The organism is Kriegella aquimaris (assembly GCF_900103215.1).
Lineage (GTDB): Bacteria > Bacteroidota > Bacteroidia > Flavobacteriales > Flavobacteriaceae > Kriegella > Kriegella aquimaris.
Genome location: NZ_FNGV01000008.1, coordinates 1 through 20206, shown reverse-complemented (window position 1 = coordinate 20206; position 20206 = coordinate 1). Strand labels below are relative to the sequence as shown.

Genomic DNA, 20206 nt, shown 5'->3' with positions numbered 1-20206 from the left:
CAAAAGCTTACCCCAGAAAAGACTATGCTTTGTCAGGGAGATCTATAAATAGTACAACAATAAAATTATTGACATGAGGATACCCTTTTTATTCATTGCACTTTGCTTGGCATGCCACATTTTAACCTTCGCTCAAGTAAATAATAAAAATAGAGTAATCATTTTAACCGATATTGAGGCCGACCCTGATGATACACAGTCATTGGTTCGATTGCTCTTGTATTCGAACCAAATTGATATTAAAGGTATCGTCGCTACAACTTCTTGCTGGCAACAGCACAAAATCGCCCCCGAATCCATAGAACGGGTTATTCGTGCATATGGCGAGGTGCAACCTAATCTCCTAAAACATGAAACCGGGTTTCCGAAACCGGAGGCATTAGTATCGCTAATTAAAAACGGACTTCCCGTTTATGGCATGCTCGGCGTCGGGAATGGAAAAGATTCTGAGGGTTCCGATTGGATCATAAAAGTGCTTGAAGAAAACGACGACCGCCCCTTATGGATATCTGTTTGGGGAGGTGTAAATACTTTGGCCCAATCATTGGATAAAATTAAAAAAACAAAAAGTAGTAGAGAGGCTAAAAGACTCATCTCGAAACTAAGAGTGTATACTATTTCGGATCAAGATGACAGTGGTATTTGGATACGGAATAATTTTCCCGACTTGTTTTATATCGTTAGCCCCGGCGATTATTACGCCAACGCTACTTGGACCGGTATCAATAGCTATGTGAAAGGAATAGATAATACATCGATCAGTAATAGTTGGATAGCCCAAAACATTCAACAAAATCACGGTCCTCTCGGCGCTGAATATCCCGATGTGGCTTGGGGAGTAGAGGGTGACACCCCTGCCTTTTTATCATTGATACCTAACGGACTTAATGAACCGGAACACCCAGAATGGGGTGCTTGGGGTGGGCGCTATGAACTTTACAAGCCCGATTTTTCAAAAACGAAAAAAGGAGGTTCTATTGTGACCTTGGCACCCGAAACAAGGGCTATATGGACCAATACAATCGATAATTATACGCCATATGTAGCTAAAGAATATGGCCGAACATTTAAAAGAGATACGGTTACATTTAAAGGTGATAAGGTCACTTTATGGCGCTGGAGAGATGATTTTCAAAATGATTTTGCTGCCCGTATGGATTGGAGTGTTATGCCCTATGAAGAAGCTAATCATCCGCCAGTTCCTGTTTTGACCCATCCAGAACGGTTAACCGTAAAGTCGGGCGAACGTTTTAGTCTAGATGCTTTTAAATCTACAGATCCTGACGGCGATAATCTTAGTTATCTATGGTTTCATTATCCTGAGGAAAGTTCCTATAAAGAAAGTATAGAATTGGGGGCAGAGAACGTTCACATTGTAAATCTAACGGCCCCAAAAGTTGAAAAGAAAGAAACAATTCACATCATTCTTAAGCTCTCCGATAAGGGCACACCTTCCTTATCTCGATATAAGCGCGTAATTGTAACCGTTGTACCTAAATAATCTGTATTTGCTGGTCGTGAAACATCAGTTGATATTGGCACGAGAAATCGATAATGAATAAATCAATTTATACCAATTTGCGCTAAACGGACCTAGATGAAGAGTAAGCGATGATTGATTTTTTAGTGTATGGCAGACAATTTAAAACCGAAGTGCCGGATTTGAAACAAAACTAATTAGCATTCACCTCCAAAAAAAAGAAAGCCTTTCGATTTCTCGAAAGGCTTATTACTACTGGGCTCCCCCTCTTGGGCTCGAACCAAGGACCCTCTGATTAACAGCCGAAAATGAGGTGTTTTCATATAGCCTCATTGACTATCTTATGGTCTGATTATCAATATTTTATGAATTTTTATTTTGCATTTGGTTCTACAATTTTTACATTTAATAGCCTATTTGTTGTCCCTATGTTGTCCCCAATATTATCACATGCAACCAATAACAGTAAGGTCTTCGAATTAAAATAATGAAAATGTTGTCCCCAAATGTATAAAATATGATCACGCTCAAGATTGTTCTCAAAAAGAAGTTATTGTCAGATGGAACATATCCTGTCTGTTTGCGTGTTACAAAAGAAAGAAAATGTAGGCATTATAAAACTCCATTCAGCGCAAAATTGAGTGAATGGATAGAACCCACCGGAAATTTCAATAAAAGAAATTCAAACCATATCCAATTTAATCGACTACTTGTAAAATTCAAGGAAAGAGCTTACAAAATCATTACAGATTTAGAGATCGAAAATCCCGATTATTCACTACAGGATTTCGACAGAAGCTATAGAATTACCTTCAACCCTGTCAAGAACGATGTTTTCGCTTTTTTTGATGAAATTATAGAAGAAATGACCTTTGCTGGACGCATCGGAAATGCGAAATCTTATAGAGATGCCAAAACCTCCGTTCAAATTTTTCATAAATTCAAGAAGCTTACTTTTAGAGAAGTTAATCCTGCCTTTTTAAGTAAATATGATGCTTTTCTTAGGTCGAGAGGTGGCACCGATGGCGGTATCGGTGTAAAAATGCGGTCAATAAGAGCACTTTTTAATAAAGCCATCGAACGAGGGGTAATCAAAGAAAGTCTCTATCCCTTCAAAACCTATAAAATATCAAACCTGAGAGGTAAGGGTTTTAAACGTGCTTTGGACTTCGAGGAAATCATGCGCATTATCAACTTAGATTTGATCGACAATCCACATTTAATAAACACTAAAAACTATTTCGTTTTTAGCTTCTATACTCGAGGTATGAATTTTGCCGATATGATGTGTCTGGAATGGAAAGATGTTGAAGCTAATATTATTTATTATACCAGGGCAAAAACCAAGGGAAACTTCTCCATTGCCATAATGCCTCCGGTTCAAAAAATATTGAACTATTATCGTATACATGGTTATGGAAACAAATATGTTTTTCCCCTACTCTTTCGAGAGGACTATACCCCAACCCAACTGGCCGATAGAAAACATAAAATGCTAGGCATCTATAATAAAGAGCTAAAGGAACTGGCCAAACTGTGCGGAATTACCAAAAATGTCTCCAGTTATGTGGCCCGGCACAGTTTTGCCAATTGTCTCAAACAAAAAGGTGTTGCTACTGATGTAATTAGTGAATCGCTCGGGCATCAGAATTTAGGGGTTACACAAGCCTACTTAAAAGAATTGGATACGGAGATTGTGGATAAGGCGCTTGAAGTGCTGTTACAACCATCATGGTAAATAATCAGAATAGTTTCCTAAATGGAATCATCAGGGTCAATAAAAGGGTCAACCCAGTCGGCCTTTTTCTTTGCCCAGTGAACTAAGGTAGGCGATTCTTTAGACCTATTGAAATTTCTATTCTGTCGGTTCAACCTTCAATTGAATTGCCGAAATTTATAATCAATCTGATATCAGGATGAAAGTTATAAAATTTTGATTGACCTCCCTAGTTCGTTTTCCATAGTTTCACCAACATCTAGTTCCATAACCCGGACTAGTTTTATCTTTAGTATAAGGTGTTTATCTTAAATATCAATTTTCAGAGAAGATCCGGTTGATTTATTATGGTTTAATAGGGTATCACGTATTAGAATACACTTGGCATAATCTTCTTTTTCCAAATAGAATTTAAGTAGTAGTCTTTGTGTGTCTATATCATATGAATATAATATCTGCAAATAATTATCCCTACATATATGTAACAATATCCGGTCGACTACAGTTATGTTAAAAGGTATCCTTTCATATAAATAAGCGAAAAGCGGTTCCTGATTCTTCCGCAACCTTAATTTTTCTTCCAAGTTTTTCATCTCGTTAGTATTTTTTAGAATCTATTTAATTGCTGTACATGGATCCGTTAAGCACGTTAGTAATTTGAAGCCTATTTTCCTTCTGTCCGGCACGTATTATTTTGATCCCGCAAAATCCTATAGTATTCCTTTCATCACTAACAGGGTAGTTGCTGATCAGGATTCCGTATTCATAAGGATTTTTCTTAAAGAAGATATTGCCAAAATCATCGTCCACTCCACAGTTCCAGTTTCTATGTACCCGGTTACTGCTAAGGTTATAGGAAGAAGCAATACGCACGGTAATCCCCTTCTGATTAAAACGCATCCCTTTGGTAGCAGCATCGTAGAATGAATCTTCAAAAAAACTCAAAAGTCTTTCGTAGGCATCATCATCAATAAAGTCTAATTCTAACCTGGCCTTGCCAGATAATAAGGAGGTATAATCAATATCCTCAATACTAACTATAGGGGTAAAAGCCCCCTCAGATTGCATATTAACAAAACGGGTGTGAGTACTTAGTCCCCGTACGTCTGCATTGTACAAATTGTTTCGCCATTCTTCATCGGCAAATATTTCCCAATCTTGTTCAAATTGAGCGTAGTGAGACAGAAGGCTCTCGCTTGCCAACAATTTAAAATCTCGGTTCTTGTGGTATCCGCAGAACCTACCGGCAATACCCTGTGCTCCATTGGCAAGCTGCTTGTCCCTAGGTTCTATTCCAAAACGGACCTTTTCTTTTAGAATTCCTAAATCTTTACCTGCGGTCAATGCTTGTACCACTATTAAGACAACGCGCTGCCCTCTCTTTAAAATTAGGCTTGATATCTCTTTAATACCTTCATTTATACCAAAATCACAGCCACTGTCCGATCCTATGGCTATTACCCTACATTGGTTTTTATAAGCTCCTAACAATAATCTTCGTAGCTCCAAAGCCCTACTACTGTTCGATTCGCGAATAATTCCTAAACCATCTTCGAAAGTATTCAGATGTCTTACGTAATCCTCAACTTTTGGATGGATATTAAATACAATTTCATCACCCGATCCCTGAGATTGTAACGCTTTAAAAGATTCGGGTAAATCCTCAATTACGCCATCTTGCAACATTTCGGAAATACCATAGTATTGTGGAGGACGCACCCCCATAATAACATCCACATCCGCTGTCCCGGTATATTGTGCATCCAATATATCATAAGGAGTAGCACTTACGGCCAATAATTTAATATCTGGAATCCTTCTTCTAAGTTCACTAAAAAACGCTTCTTGAAAACTGGATTCCTCACCACATCCATATTGGTCCTCATCTCGGACTATTAATTGTACATCAAACTCGTTGACAACTTTATGGGGGTTTGGATGGTTAAAGAAATCACTCATTTTCATCACCTTGATGTTTGACGGTTTTGTCCTTTTTTCTTCGACATCATAAAACTCTGCTTGGAGATTTCTACAGTTTTGATTGTACAGGTCTGTATCCCTCATACTTGTTACAAACAATATGGACTCGTATTTGTTGATCAGTCCAAGGGCTGGCAGTACGTAATTACACAAAAAATAAACTGTTCCGGATTTACCACTTTGCATGGAGGCAACTAATGCCATATTCTGATGGCCTTCTTTAATGGAAAGACCTATGCGAAGGGCATTGATAATTTGATTGGGAAAAATACCTGTGCGCCCAGAGTTGTGTAGGGTGTCTACAATGTTTTCCTCTAAAGATGAGGGAGCATTAAGCTCATTCAAAAGTGTTTCAATTTCGGAATCCCAGTGTTTCTGATAAGCAGTCATATATACAGTATTTTAGATGAACACTGTAAATATAGAACTGGTGTGTGCGCTCTATCTGCACTAATAGCGGATCAAATAAATATGCCGATTTAATTCTTTCCGCTTCTGTGTACAAAACAAATTTTTCAGGATCACCATTGAACGAAAACTCACCTGGTTGAGATACCCTTTCCAACTCACTAAGCCTTGAATTCGGGAATATTATAGTGTTACGCTGTCCAGAGTTAATGCCGACGTACTCAATACTCAAATCAGTTCCAAAGTCTTGGACGTCTATAACTCTAACAGGTTCGTTAGGATTTAAGTTTTTTATTATTGAGTTTGCTGTTATCTCCATTTATAATTTTTAGCTTTTATGGTAAGTAAACAATTTCAACATTAAAATTGAGCTGTAAATATAAATATTCAAAACACCAGTAAGAGACTACTTATAGTGATTGAACAAAAAATTAAAAAGTTTAATTTCTTCTTCTCTTTTTCGCGACTCACATTTTTCTATGTCCCAGCCTTTGTTAGAAGTTCTAACTCTTTGCACTGTTGCATATTGGCTTTTATCGTATGTTTTGAGTTTTGTTAGATAGCTTTTATTTTTAATTTGGCGATTATAGTCTCTTTCCAGTACCATTAGATTTCCTAAAGTATTAATGTGGTTTTTCCATTCCTCCTTATGTTCTGGGCGTATAGTAACATCTTCGTGATGATATGACTCTATATGTTCAATATCAACATCTGTTTTGAAGAGCGATTTTTCTAAATTTATTATTTCTTCATTTGTTTTATAATTCTTTGTTTCTAATTCATCCAAAAATGCAGAAAGTAAACAAACAATATATTTCCGTTTCGCGTTCTCTGTAAGGTTATTAGAAATGAACCAATTTAGATCATTCCCGTTTCCGTTATGTTTCTCTCTATTTCCTATCAAAGTTTTTAATTTTTCGATAATTTCTTCTTCTGAAGTGTTAACCATATCAAACATCAGATCTCGGATCGCATTTACCACTCTGTTTATACTTCTTGAATATCGAACACTATAAATAGTAACGAGCTTGGCTAAAAGTGTATCAAACTCAACCATCGATTCCCACACGTCCTGTTTGTCACGATTGTAGAACACAAAAAGAAATTTTATATCCCAAAAAACACGATATCTCGACCATCCAAGAAGATGTACCGCGAGCATTTCTTCTGGAGAACTATAACTTCTATCGAAATATGAATACCGAAGCTCAATGATTTTCTCCAAATCATCCAAAGAAAGATCGACGTTGTTATTTGCACTTTTAAAATTTGGCCATTGGGTTACATTTAAAAGAGAGTCAAATAGCCTTTCAAAAAAAGTGGTAGGATTTAAATCAAATGTAGCTTTGGGTAAATTATGCCTAGTTATTATTATGTATTGATAAATTCTCAAGATGTTTGTCATCCCGATGTAATCAATCTTGCGTTTTTCATTAGACTTATCTACACGTTCATACAGACTACTAATTTCATTGAAGATGGTGTCTTCTGCATTTTTAAATTTTTTAAGGTATTCAAACATTTTAATTTTAAAAATGTCACTACCATTTAAGTCTAAGCCCGTGGTGTTAATAGTATTGAAAATCTGAATGGTTTTTGACAAGCCTGCTTTTGTCACAATTACAACAAAATAAACCTTAGTAAATATATAGTCTACAAAATCATCGACCAAAACGACTGACTCGTCATCTATCAAAATTTCTTTTAGTTTATCATATATAAATAGTATTCTGCCGGCGTAAGGATTTATGCCATTATCATTAATGTTTTCTGCCGAATGTGATTCTAATACCTCATTTAAATATTTAGCGTGCAATCCATTATTCACATCTGTGGTGAGCCATTTCGAATTAACCTGGCGGCTATCCAATGTATGAGGAAAAAGCCAATTTATAGCCTTAAATATCATTAAAAAAGTTGTGAGTCTTTGTTGCCCATCAATCACACTCACAATATCATTATTATCCTGTTCGGTTAGCTGCATTGTACCTATAAAGACGGGATCATTATCCTCAAATCCTTTATTAATTGTCTTAATAAATTTTTCAATATCTAATTCTCTCCAAGAATAAGGGCGCTGATAAATTGGTATCTTATAGTTGAAGTCGTTCTCCAAAATTGACCCATAATCAGGGTTAGATGTTTTTAAAAGTGTCCTAGTCTGGGCTAGGATTGTGAACTGGTCTTGGGACATTAGTAATTAGTGGTTTTTATATTATATTTTAAATTATGTAAATATTCATTTTTGATTCAATGCTCAATTTTCTGGCTTAAGACATTTTCAACATCAAATCGGTGTTTACATTCTGGACAAGTAATTTAAAATTTTAAGACATCATGCAATTATCATCAACCAATATGCAATCTATCTGCAAATTACTTTATTACTCTGTTTCCTAAGGAGTTTTTACAGTGATTCCACCCCCAGAATTATATTTAAATAACCCATCAATTGTACTTCTTAATTTATCATCCATTGCTTTTTTATACTCAGAGTTAAAAAAATGAATGGTAGTATTTGCTCAACTAAACATATAACTGGCTAATAATATTAAATCATCATGATTCTGTACTTCTATTTTGCTCAATTCGGGATTAGAATATGTCCTACCCGTACTAGCTGTCAGTTGTATTGTAAAAAGGAAAACTCCAAATTCCCTTACGTCTAAAAACCGGAACGTTATGATATATTGTAGTATCAAGTTTTAAGTAAAAAGAACTACTCTGCGAAGGTCTAATATTAAATGTTTTGATGGAAAGTGGTATTTCTCACCATCAATAAGTACATCTGGAAAATGACTCAACATTAGCTCCTTAATAATTTCGTTATACTTTTTTTAAATTTTAAGCTTAATACACTCATGGCTATTGTTATTACTCTGGATTAGTTATCTAATTCTTTTTAACATAAGTCTTGTTTCCATTGGAGTTGATATAATACCTACCACCACGAGAACCTGTTCGCAATGTACGACTGATCACAGAATTGTATGAAGGTGTACTAGATAAAGAGGTTGGCTTATATTTAGGGGTACTATAGGTGGCCGTAATACTTTTCTTAACATAGGTCTTATTGCCTTTCGAATTGTAATAATAATTACCGCCATTAGGGCCGGTATAAATTGTTCTGGTCTTGGTATTGCTAGATGTACTATAATAGCTAGGAGCTTTGGTGGTATTGGAATAGTTGGAATAGCGTAGTGTACTGTTGCCATAGGTAATAGTTCTTGAACGCTCTCGAGCCGTTTTTTCCTTGTGTTGTCCTATGGTAAGTAATTGCATATTACTTGGGTCATCAGTGCCACCTTGAGATATAGGTATTATATGGTCTATTTCATACCCGTAAGGTGTTCTATCATAGCCTTTAGAATTCAAAAAATCCTTTTTATTGGCTTCACTGCGCTTAACCTTCTGTTTACCGGTAGTGCTATAAGTTTGGTTATAGTAGTACTCAGTGGTGCCTACCGTATAGGTAGATTGCGAGTGAACTAAGCATGTAAATGCTAGGGTGGAAGAGAGCAATAAATGAATAAGTTTCATAGAAAATAGCTTTTAAAATTAAACGAGCTACAAACATATTGATGTTTTATGTGGTGTATCTGCATAGATTTATTAGTTTTCAATGCTGATGTTATATATAACGTCATATCGCACATCCTTTTTTATGTTAAATATTACTTTGTTCAGGGACATGTCGTCGGACTTTAAATAAGATTCAGGTTTAAAGCCGTGGGCTATACCACCATCTATACGAATACTAAACCTAAGGTTCTCTGATATAAACTCAAAATATCTATAATGGGGAAGCCTTGAAGTATCAAATAAATCCACTCTAAAATCATAATCTTTTGAAATTTGCTGCAAATCATATTTATAATCTTCCAAATCCTTATAGTTATGAATAATATAGACTGGGTAGTTGGCATTCTGGAAAACATCTTTAGTTAAATGCACCGCCAATTTTTCTATATTAATAGACCAAAGCTGTGGCAGTTGCTCTATAAATTGGAGTAGTAAACGCATTGAAAACTCGGACTGATTATACTTATCGTAATAGGCCACCTTGAAGGTCCTATTCTTAATTCTCGATAAAAAATCTTTTGCATTATTAAGTTGTGAAAACATGATCGGAGCCAAATCATTGCTCTTACTTTGCGGGGGTATTGTACTTATACGTGATTCGTACAAATTACTCGATGTTAAATCCGGAAGGTCTAAAGAAGCAAAGTCAGGAATGGCGACATCTTCAATTTTATAAAATTTTTCTTTCGCTTCATTTGGCCATTCGGCATCCAAGTTGGCATAGGAAGCCATGGAAACATAGTTAAGTGGAGTGCCGTTTTCGAGAATGACCGATAAATGTAAATTGTATTGCAAAATCTGACTGCCTATACCCTTTTTCAGGCTATAGTTATGGGACAATAAGTATATCGATAATTTATCCTGGTTATTGGCATAATCAATTTCTTTCTCGATAATAAGATTGATTTTAATTCTATCCCGTTTAAAATTTTCAAGCCAATCTAAATTTTCAATATCCCAATATGCCATATTATTATTCAGATGAATATTTATTTCTTTAATGCCATAGTGATAATTTAAACGCTTAATCTCGTCATGTAATGATCCAAAAATTGAACTTACTTTAAGTTTACCACTTTCTAGTACATCGGGAATTTGATTATCTATAGCAAGTCTTAACCAGTCAATGGCCATATGCCTATCTAAATTTTCAACATGCCATTGAGTGCTTCTGTCTATTAAACATTTGGTACACGCATTTGGACAGTTACAATAATCCAAAATGCTCAATGAACGTTCCAAAATTTCTTTGATATGAATAGTAAATTGCGAGGCATAGCCTGCACCACCTTTAGCCGTATCGTAGATAAAAACAGTGTGGTATCCCTTATATTTTTTAATACCGAATCCCAGTTCAGATTCTTCGATAGCCAGATATTCTGCCAAGGTTTTAGTAAAGATTACGCCAATGGAATAGGCCAGTATTTGATCATTGACAAATGAGCCGTTCTCATTTTTAAGACGGACTTCGGTAAAATCTGTTTTAAATCTGCCACCGAGAATGATATGATCATGGATGTATTGTGCCTCACATAAATTCTCGCCATCATTACTTTTCCCTCCCCTTAACCTGAAATGGCCATCTAATTTATCATGAGATGTTTCCACTCTTCCACAATCTAAACAAAGACTAAAACCTTCCCCATCACCAGTATTATAAAAAAGAATCTGCGCTTTTTTTTCTTGTTCACTGGTCCGGAAGTCCAAATAACCGGGCTGATTTGTGTTCCATGGTGCTATGTTAAGCAACAGTGGCTCCAAATATTGCGGCTTAGCCTTCTCGGAGATAACCCTTGTTGGTTCTTCATATAAGTCTATGGCAAAGCCAACGGGCTCTATTAGTTCCGTAAAATTCGCTTTATGGTCACCTAATTCCAAACCAACAAAGGAATTGCTTCTATCACAATTAGGGCAATTATCGGTAATTTTTTCACCAACATCCAGTATCCTTTGATATCCACAATTTTTACAGGCTTGTATTTCATTACGTTCCCCTTCATTGCCCCAAGTATTTTTCATAATTATACCTGAGGATTTATAATTTAGCCCATCTATTAAAATGTGATTTCCCGGAGTAAATTCAGTCAATGCCCTAGAGATGGGATAACTTGGATTTTCTTTGAATTTGGTCTGGTTTTTTCTCTGTAGATCTGATAATGTAATTTTTTCAAAATCTACTATACCCGTTGGTAGTCCGGCATTCGGTAAAAAGCCATCCTCTGCTAAATATCCCAACACAAATTTCTGGAGGAATTGTCCTTTCCTGTAGTTCACAGCCTTGTATGCTGCACTATTATCACCGAATTCATTGGCCAAATCTTGCAGCTTTTTGTCATAGCTGTCTTTTTGTTTTCTTATTTTGGCTATGACCCCCTTAAAATTATCCACGACCACTTCAATGAGTTGCTTAGGGCTGATACCTTGCATAGGAGTATCCTTTACAAGACCTGTTAATGCCTTTTCAAAATCTAACCTAACTGAATCTTCTAACCAGTTTAAAAAATTTTGGGCAATCGTGGGTTCCCCTTCAAAGAAAAATTTTTCTATATTTTCTTTCACGTTTAGTCCCCTATTTTCATTCTCCCGTTGTCTAACGAAAACTCCAAACAATAGCGAATTAACATGTCTTTCTACAATGCTTTTGCTATCAAACTTCAATTTTGGCGGTGCAATTGGGTGTTCCAATGCCCATTTAGGATTATTCATGGTACGAAGGCCAATTGGATTGGGAGCGCAAAAAGTTAATGCCAGAGACTTGTTTTCTGAGCGTCTTCCAGCCCTACCGGTCCTTTGTAAATAATTGGCTGGCATTGGCGGGACGTTGCTCATAACCACTGCAGAGATTCCGCCAATGTCAACACCCATCTCCATGGTTGTGGAACAACTAAGTATGTTAATCTCCCCATTCTCAAATTGTTCTTCCAAATCCTTTAGTCTTCTTTTACTTTGTTGGGCAGAATGTTCCCCGGCCAAATATAATTTTTCAAAATCGAATATTCGTTCATGCAGGTCATTCCAAAGCCCTTTCTCTCTGGCAGCAGCGCTATTTTTTTGTAACCAAATCCCTACCTCATTAACCGTTAAGGGCATGTTTTCCTTATTTAAATGATAAGGATGAGGATAAGTGGGAAATTGGTAACTTTTGCTTTTATCTATTTGATAGTTTCTGATATTTTCTTCTAAAAGGTTCCCTTTGATCCACGGGGAATAGTTGCGAAATACTGAGTCCAACAATCGATTTGTAACTGGGCATAAATATTCTTCCCCAGCCAGTTCAAATGCCGTTTTCTCAAAGAAATCTAATTTATACCCATCACCGTCCCTGGTAAGGACCTTTTGCAGAAGGGTTCGCCATATTTTTTCCAAAAGATCGTTTAACATGTCTTCCCTTTCACTAGTTATATCGTCCTTGCTAAGCCACCCTAGCCCAGCGCATATCAATAAAACCAAACGTGATTGTACAATGGAATTTGGATTATACGCAGGCCATTTCTTGCCATTGGTTATATCTGAATTCGATTGATATAGGAGATAGCTAGTATGGTATCTGGTTGAAAAATTCCTTATAGATTGGTCCAATTGAAAGTGAAAACCATAGCGAACAATATAGTCCAAAGATATTTTTAGTAAACTTTTCCATTCCTGAAGGTTTATGTTCAGGGTATCTGCAATTAGAGGTAAAGTTTCATTGTCGAGCGATGGGTATACCAAATTAACCAATCCAAGGTTTTCAAGTGATCTTTGTCTTGGCAATCTCCGGGCAAATTGGTCAAACAATAGCGCCTTAGCATAACTTTCATTTTCAGTTGCCAAATTACTTCCTCGCGCACCTTTCTTAAACAGCGTACTAAAGCCCTCTTTTATTTTTGTTTCCTCAATGATATCCTTCCAGGAAGATCTACTGGTTGATAAGACGGAATTATTGCCATTTTGCTTTAAAATTGAATCTATGAAATCAATATCTTGTTGAATTCTAGCTTTTCTGAAGGGAAGCGTATTCTCAAGATCTATTATCAATTTAGCCCTCTCTGCCACTAATTCTTCTCTACTAGAATCTACTTGATTTTCTTTTAGCCGCTTTGTCAGATAATGATATACTTGGTACCTGATCCAGTCGGTTTCGCTGTCAATATTTATTAATGCGGCTATTTTTGCAGTGCCTTGTCTACTATCCGTGAACGAGATGTATTTTCGCCCCTTATATAAAGTTTTATTCGAAATGTTATTGGCATTTTGCGTTTGATCCAAAACAATATCCGATAAAATTCTGTTGGTAAAAGCTGAGGATATCCGAAAGTGTATAGAATTTTCGCTATGTACTCCGCAATGTGGACATTTATTGTCCTGTGCCATCAGAAGATTATCTCCGGTGACTATTAGGTTTTCCTTAGATATTGAACAACTAACTAGTTCTGAATTTATAAGATTATGATTTCCATCATTCTTTATAAAGCGCACTAAATTTCTATTGGGGGTAGCTTGATCTGTTTCTTCGTTTTCCTCATTTTCAATATGAAAGGCCTCATATCCAACGCTCGCCTTTTGCATTACTAAACCCCCTGCCATTTCACCATCCATCATCATATTGCCGCAACTATTACATGCTACAAGTTCTAACAACGGTTGCCCACAATCACAATTTGCCCCTGCAATGGTATACATAGTACCCAATGCTTTATTGGGTTTATGACCTTTATGTTTATCGCATTTAGGGTCAGTACATACATAGACTCCTCCTATACCTCGGGTAAAAAAATGGCCTCTTACCGGAAGTAATTTTTCCCCATTTATTTCTTGTTCGGCAAGGATATCCATTACTTTTAATTGTTCTGCCTTATCGGTTATTTTTAATTTATTTCCAATTTCACTCTGGCTTAGTCCAGCAGAGGTTAACAATTCGTTTCTTAAAAGTTTAATGTTATTTTGGGTTAATGTTGTGGATAAATTGGGAATATCCTTATCTGCAATTTTATTATTAACTCTTTTTCCTTGAATTACTTCTATTTGGTCCGCGGCTATTCCACACAAGTCGGCCATAAATCTTTTGAGCATAACTGTGTTTCCATTTCCTACCGTGGCTGAAGTGATGGCAAATCTTATGTTGCTAATATCAACTCCAAATGCAGTTACAACCCTACGTATCAATAATGCCATTTCTGCCGCTTTAGACCCAGTCAGTGTATGAGCTTCATCAAGTAAAATCCATCTAAGGGTCCCTTGTGATTTTTCAAGAATCGGCACATCGGCATTACGTACCAACATATATTCCAACATAGTAGGATTGGTAAACAAAATCTGTGGAGGTGTTTCCCGGATCTGTTCCCTAGAAATGAATTGGGGAAGGGCCTTATTTTTATCTTTCAGATTGGATTTGTTGTCTGTGTCACCGGTTAACAATGCATAGTTTATTCCGCCTAAAGCTGAACACCATGCGTGCATTCTTTTTCTTTGACTGGCAATTAAGGCATTCAAAGGATATAGAAAGATGGCATTGATACCTTGCTGCCCATTACAATTCTCATAGATATCATGTAGTACTGGCAGCATAAAACATTCCGTTTTACCAGATCCCGTACCTGTCGTTACTGCTATTGATTTCTTTTTGTTTAGTAGGATATTCCAGCTCTCAAGTTGGTGCTTATACGGATAACGAGCTTTAGGGAATTGAAAATCAGGATCTTTAATGGCGTCTAGGGCATTAATGAAGTCTTGTTGAAATACCCCTGTGGTTTCCCCAAACTTTGACTTGCACTGTTCCCAAGGAAAAGTATTTTGAAAAACTGCCTCCGCCATAATAGGTTCCTGGGAAAGTAAATGTTTAAAGTAATCCTGCATTTCCTTGTCACCGGTGGCCCAAAGAGAGAGAATAGCATCGGTTAATCTTTTCTCGGTCTTTTGATAAAATTCTTGAAAATTCATGGCTTTAATTATTTTTTAAGGCGTGCAATATGGTTTTATTGTAAAATTCTGGCTTTAAATACTGGCAATATTGAATGTTTCTTCTAATGGAGTCCAATAATTCATCTCCAGCCCAAATGGGATATTCTATTTGAGTGTCTGTAATGGATTCAGCAACCGCAATTGGTGCTTTTATTAAAAGTTTAACTAGTTTATGTTGTTGGATAGGAATACTGTAGTCTTTGGTTATTTTTGGGCTTAGGGATGGCAGTTCATTGAGTACCCGTTCACCTAATTGAGACCTTAAATCAGAAATGTCGGCATTATAAATTTTCTTTACATCTTTTAATGAACCATTCATAAAATGAAACAATTCTAATAAATTGTTTTCCTGCAAATAATCAGAAATTAAACTAACTATGTTCGTGAAGTTATTTGGATAAAGTTCATTTATTTCCTCTAATGTATCTTGCCAGTCCTTATTTTTTATCCAATGAAAGCAAAATCCTAAATCCTTCTCCATTTCCGGAATATATCTTTGAATAAAAATCTCAGGTTCAATTTGATGTATTCCTAAATACAAAAATGCCCTACTGGCAACTTGTGAACTTCTTGAGATAGCCCGTAATTGGTCGAAAGTAGAAAAAGGAATATCCTCTTTTACGCATATATTAAAATAGGCAAGTAATTGTTTCCATATCTGACTATTAAAGTCGTTTTCCATTATTTCGGTATGATAGGCATTTATACGCTCATCCCTGTCTGAACCAATATAATTCTCATCAGTGTTCACAAATCTTGGCATTAATTGTTTTCCATTTTCCTTAGAGGAGATAACAACAAACTGACTGGTTATTTGAGTATTTGGAATAATATATGTAGCTCCATCCTTAAGAAGTGGAAGTAACGCAATATCATCTTCCGAACAATTCAATGGGATAGCATATAAATCTAATTCATCCTCAGAATTATATAATGACAGCTTATTTTCTAACTGACACTCTACATTTAAGGTGTAACTAAAACCAGAAATTTGGTAGGTTTTTGACTCTCTACCTTCTATAATCTCCAAGTAAACTTTGTTTCTGTAATCCATTGCATCGGCTAAATAAAAAAGCCTTACAATCTCATCTTTAAATGAAATTACTGGCTGAGAGGCTTCATTAAGTGGCATGGTGATTTTTACGTCAGGTTTTAACCTGTTCCTTATTTTAAGAATTGTTTCTTTGTTGGGAGAACTTAAAATTCTAAGACCGTACAGGTTGGCCAATGATAGTTGGTCATTCTCTTCTATAATTTTGCCTTCTCTATCGGTAATGGTCATCCCTTCAAAAGGTGATGCCATTTCAAAATAAAGTTTCTTTTGTCCGCTCTTACCAACTGAACCTTTGATTCCTGTAGGTATCTTGGAATACTCAGTCCGGACTTTTAATGAAAAAACATTTGCTTGATTTTCTATGTTCAATATTGAAGATTCATCTAATTTGAAATCAAACGAATCAAAGTTTTTTAGGCTCAATTGAGCCTTGCCAATAGATTTCTCCAAATAATTAATTTGTAGGCTACCTATATTAAAGAACATGTCGAAAGCAGCAACACCTTCTTTTTCTATTTTAAGGTCAATACAGCCTAAAGGAAGATAACTCAACCTTCTTAAATCCTGCCAGGTTTCGGCAGAATTATGGCGTTTTACCCAAGTTTTAAATTTGTCCTGGTGTAGCTTCTTATTATTTTCGTCCCAAACAATTATACTGGGTTTCTTTTGGACCACCGGCATACTGGTCTTTTGCATCCAATAAGGTCTTTGACTTTCAATTGTCCAATCAAAGGAATTAACTTCACTATAGTAGGTTCTTTTATCTGAGCCAAAATTAATTTCCATTTCTCCTTCAAAGGTCAACCAAGCTAATTTCTGCCCATAAATGGACACTTCAAAATGAGATTGTTGGCATTTCCATTCTTTTGGAAAAAGTATAGCTGTCTCCTTATCAGGAGTTCCATATCCTTTTATTAATCTCCATTCGTTGTCAGAATATTTAGCCCATAGGCTCGGCTCCTGAAGATTGGGAACGGTTTGTATAAAATCTTTTATAATAATTTTTTTGCCTTCTTCCAAGACATATGCATAAGGTAAATTACTTTCTCCAATCCATTTTTCATTTTGTTGTTGATACCAATATGATTTAAAAGATCCATTCAACATTTTGCGGAATACACATATTAATTTTTCATTCAAGTAAAATTGGTATTCTTTACCATTTGCTTCAAATCCTAAAATATTTGACATGGAGTCAACATCGTAAATATTAGCAAATCCAATTCTTAAACTAATACTGGTTTCTTCTTCTTTAAAGCGTAAGAGCCAATAGTTTTGGGGCTTGGATAAACGTTGTTTTCTTACTAAGGTTTTCTCCCTTACTTTTAGGGTTGTGGAAATATTTTTTAGCGCTTCATTAGCCTTAAACAGGTCTTCATAATTATCTTCTTTGTTTAGAATTGACTTAACTATTTCTAGACAGTTCTCATATATAATATCGTTTTGGCTAGAGGCTGGAAGTAGGTTAATAATATGAGGTTTAAACATAAAATCCTCAATAGTATCCGGCATCTCATCCAGTACAGCAAGAAGGAAATCCTGATATTTTCCTTGGTTTTCGGAAATGTTTGCTAAAGGAAGTCCTCCTTGTAACAATAAAGTCCTGAAATATAGTGTGTTCTGTTTGGCAATCCATTTTACACCAAGCATTTGAGCTCCTTGTTTGGCAAGTTTGAAAAATTCCTTTTCATCAAAAATAAATCTGATGTTCCCCCCGATAGAATTAAATATTTCTTGCTTGCTAGGTTTTCCGCCAGTGTAGTTGTTCTTCCACCACCCGGCATAATAAAGTGCAACATCCCGTGGGTCTATTGATAGTGGTTCAGCGAATTTTAATTCATGGGCTAGCCTTTCAAAATGCCCATCGCTTAAAATATACTTCCAAAGAGGTCTGCCATCATGTTTTGGTAAATTGTGGTTTTTAAGAATGGTATGGAAGAAGCTCATTTAATATTTTTAAGTTCAACGGGTTTCACTATTGGAGTTGTTCTACTCCATATTCAGTATGGTTCTGTAGTATTGTGTAAAGACTTATTTTATTACCTAAGTTGTCCCATTTCTAACTTGTTTAAAAATGCATTACAAATAGCTAAATCATGTAAAATCCCGTCCCTAATATCATACAACATTCCAAACTTATTCTTATAAATAACGCCATTATCAGGTTCCGGTTATCCGGAATGTCTATAATGAAATTCATAGACCGACATGCCTTTACCAAATTCACAAGCAATACATCTACTCTTACTGGTTTGTATTTCACCAACAATTACAGAACCTTCATTTTTCCTTTGCCATGACTCATTCATTTCGCTAAAAGCATCCAAAAATTCTTCCGATTCCTTATTTCTTAAAATTTCATATTTGATAAATACCTTCATGACGTCCATTAACGCCATTGTTTTTAGGGCAATATCCAAATCACTTTGAAATAGTCTGGTTTTTTCTACTGTAAATTTTTCGCTTATTGAACTTGTGATAATGTCTTTCCTAGTCATAACAATGTTTTTAATGTCAGAGATTTGTTTTAATTGAATGTTCAACAAACATAAGCCGGAACTGTGCGGTGGAAATGCACTAATTGAAATTGTTAAGGCTATTCTGTAATCTTGCCTTAAGTTTTATTCTTAGTTCTTCTGGTTCCAATAATTTGAGCTGCTCCCCAAATGAAAGGACCAGTTTCTCTAATTCGTAGTTGGGTATAACTTTTATAGAAAAGGTAAAACCTTGGTCATTATCCGTAATTTTTTGTTGTGATCCATGTAGCGGTTTCGTTTTGATGTAGGGGGCCAAATCAGGTACGGCATGCAATATAATTTTTGATTCCTTTACTCCGATTGATTTTGAAACCCCAATGATATCTTCAAAATATTCATTGAAATCTATTTCGGTATTTTCAATAAAAGGAAGATTAGAATTCTTTATTTGTATAATTCTATCAAGTGCAAGATTGGTTAAATTGTCATAATCTCCCCCTTTTCCAAATAGAAACCAACGGTTATTATATTGTTTTAAATGATAGGGAAAGAAAGTCAACATAGTGTCCTCATCACTCTTAAATGATCTATAGGTTATGCTAAGGCATTGTTTGTAAAGCATGGCATTGAACAAGGGAGAAATATACTCTAAACCCTCCAAAAATTCATTGGATTCAAAACTCATTATTTCCTGTGACTGATTTGATAACTTAAAGGTTTGGTCCAGTTTAGGCAATAGTTCATTGATCCATTCAAACTGTGGTAGCCCCTTGAAGCGGGTCAATACCAGCATGGCCGATTTTATTTGTTCGGCTTCCAGTTCATTGATTGGTTCCTTTTTTATTGAGAATTTGGGGTCGGCATAGCGATAATAAACATTTCTGCCAATTTTGGTTTTTTCTAAGTCTATAGACCATCCTTGGGATGATTCCATAAACTTTATATCGTCATACAATTGTCTTCTTTGTATTCCATCCGAATTTGGATTGTACTCGTACAAGTCAGTATTACATTCCTCTAAAAGAGCACTTAAGTCATAATTTTTCCCTGGATTGCTAAAACACCGGTCCAATGCGTGGTATCTGATAAGAACATTTTTCGTTATTGCCATAAAGATCTAATCTGGATTAAATCTTAAAAATAGGGAAAACAACTAATTGTAGGCCATGATAACTGGCATTAGATGAAATAACTTTCACCAAGTCTATAAGATTATTCATTAGAATAGTTATGGCTTTCTAAGTTAGCTTCTATTTCTGTCTTGTCCTAAAATATGGCTATAGAAACTATATGCAACAAAACGTAATTTTCTTACCAAAATTCTTAACCTTTTTAATCCCAAATCTTACCATAACCTTACCTGCGCATGGATCCTGTGGAATTTCTTCCGCGTTCCGGTAGATAAGCGAGAAGAAGAAATTCCATAGGGCGCACCCTACTTTTGGTTTGGAACGCTATCTTTTTCCTTTATCCATTTTTGGTAGGAATTATAGTGCTCGGGATACTGGTCGAAATACCCTCTCAAACTCGATATAACCTTTTGCTCCCCTTTGGAATAGGCCTTTTCT

Annotated in this window: 9 protein-coding genes; 2 read left to right on the top strand and 7 right to left on the bottom strand. The window is 35.7% G+C overall.

The genetic code is table 11. The features are described from left to right. Positions 1–73 precede the first annotated feature (73 nt). On the top strand, positions 74–1501 hold the full coding sequence (locus BLS33_RS15300; protein WP_089891247.1) for a nucleoside hydrolase-like domain-containing protein: 1428 nt from the start codon (positions 74–76) through the stop codon (positions 1499–1501). A 496-nt stretch (positions 1502–1997) separates the two neighbouring features. Then, positions 1998–3218, top strand: coding sequence for a site-specific integrase (locus tag BLS33_RS15295; RefSeq protein WP_089891244.1), 1221 nt, complete (start codon positions 1998–2000; stop codon positions 3216–3218). 597 nt (positions 3219–3815) lie between these two features. Here the strand turns inward: BLS33_RS15295 and BLS33_RS15285 are convergent. The 7 genes from BLS33_RS15285 to BLS33_RS15250 all read right to left on the bottom strand — a co-directional run bounded on the left by BLS33_RS15285 (position 3816) and on the right by BLS33_RS15250 (position 19749). Then, positions 3816–5567 (bottom strand): DEAD/DEAH box helicase family protein, encoded by a 1752-nt coding sequence (locus tag BLS33_RS15285; RefSeq protein ID WP_089891237.1) that lies wholly within the window; start codon positions 5565–5567, stop codon positions 3816–3818. Positions 5568–5991: 424 nt separating this feature from the next. Next, entirely contained in the window at positions 5992–7779 is a 1788-nt protein-coding gene (locus BLS33_RS15275; protein WP_089891232.1) for a DUF262 domain-containing protein, read from the bottom strand. A 698-nt stretch (positions 7780–8477) separates the two neighbouring features. Beyond that, positions 8478–9125, bottom strand: coding sequence for an HNH endonuclease signature motif containing protein (locus tag BLS33_RS24885; protein ID WP_089891229.1), 648 nt, complete (start codon positions 9123–9125; stop codon positions 8478–8480). 72 nt (positions 9126–9197) lie between these two features. Then, positions 9198–15086, bottom strand: a complete 5889-nt coding sequence (locus BLS33_RS15265; protein WP_089891226.1) for a DEAD/DEAH box helicase — start codon at positions 15084–15086, stop codon at positions 9198–9200. Positions 15087–15090: 4 nt separating this feature from the next. Further along, on the bottom strand, positions 15091–18108 hold the full coding sequence (locus BLS33_RS15260; RefSeq protein ID WP_089891223.1) for a hypothetical protein: 3018 nt from the start codon (positions 18106–18108) through the stop codon (positions 15091–15093). A 224-nt stretch (positions 18109–18332) separates the two neighbouring features. Next, positions 18333–18659, bottom strand: coding sequence for a hypothetical protein (locus BLS33_RS15255; protein ID WP_143017628.1), 327 nt, complete (start codon positions 18657–18659; stop codon positions 18333–18335). A 79-nt stretch (positions 18660–18738) separates the two neighbouring features. Further along, the gene (locus tag BLS33_RS15250) at positions 18739–19749 is read right to left on the bottom strand and encodes a helix-turn-helix transcriptional regulator (protein WP_089891216.1); all 1011 of its coding nucleotides are present in this window, start codon (positions 19747–19749) and stop codon (positions 18739–18741) included. Between the last annotated feature and the right edge of the window lie 457 nt (positions 19750–20206).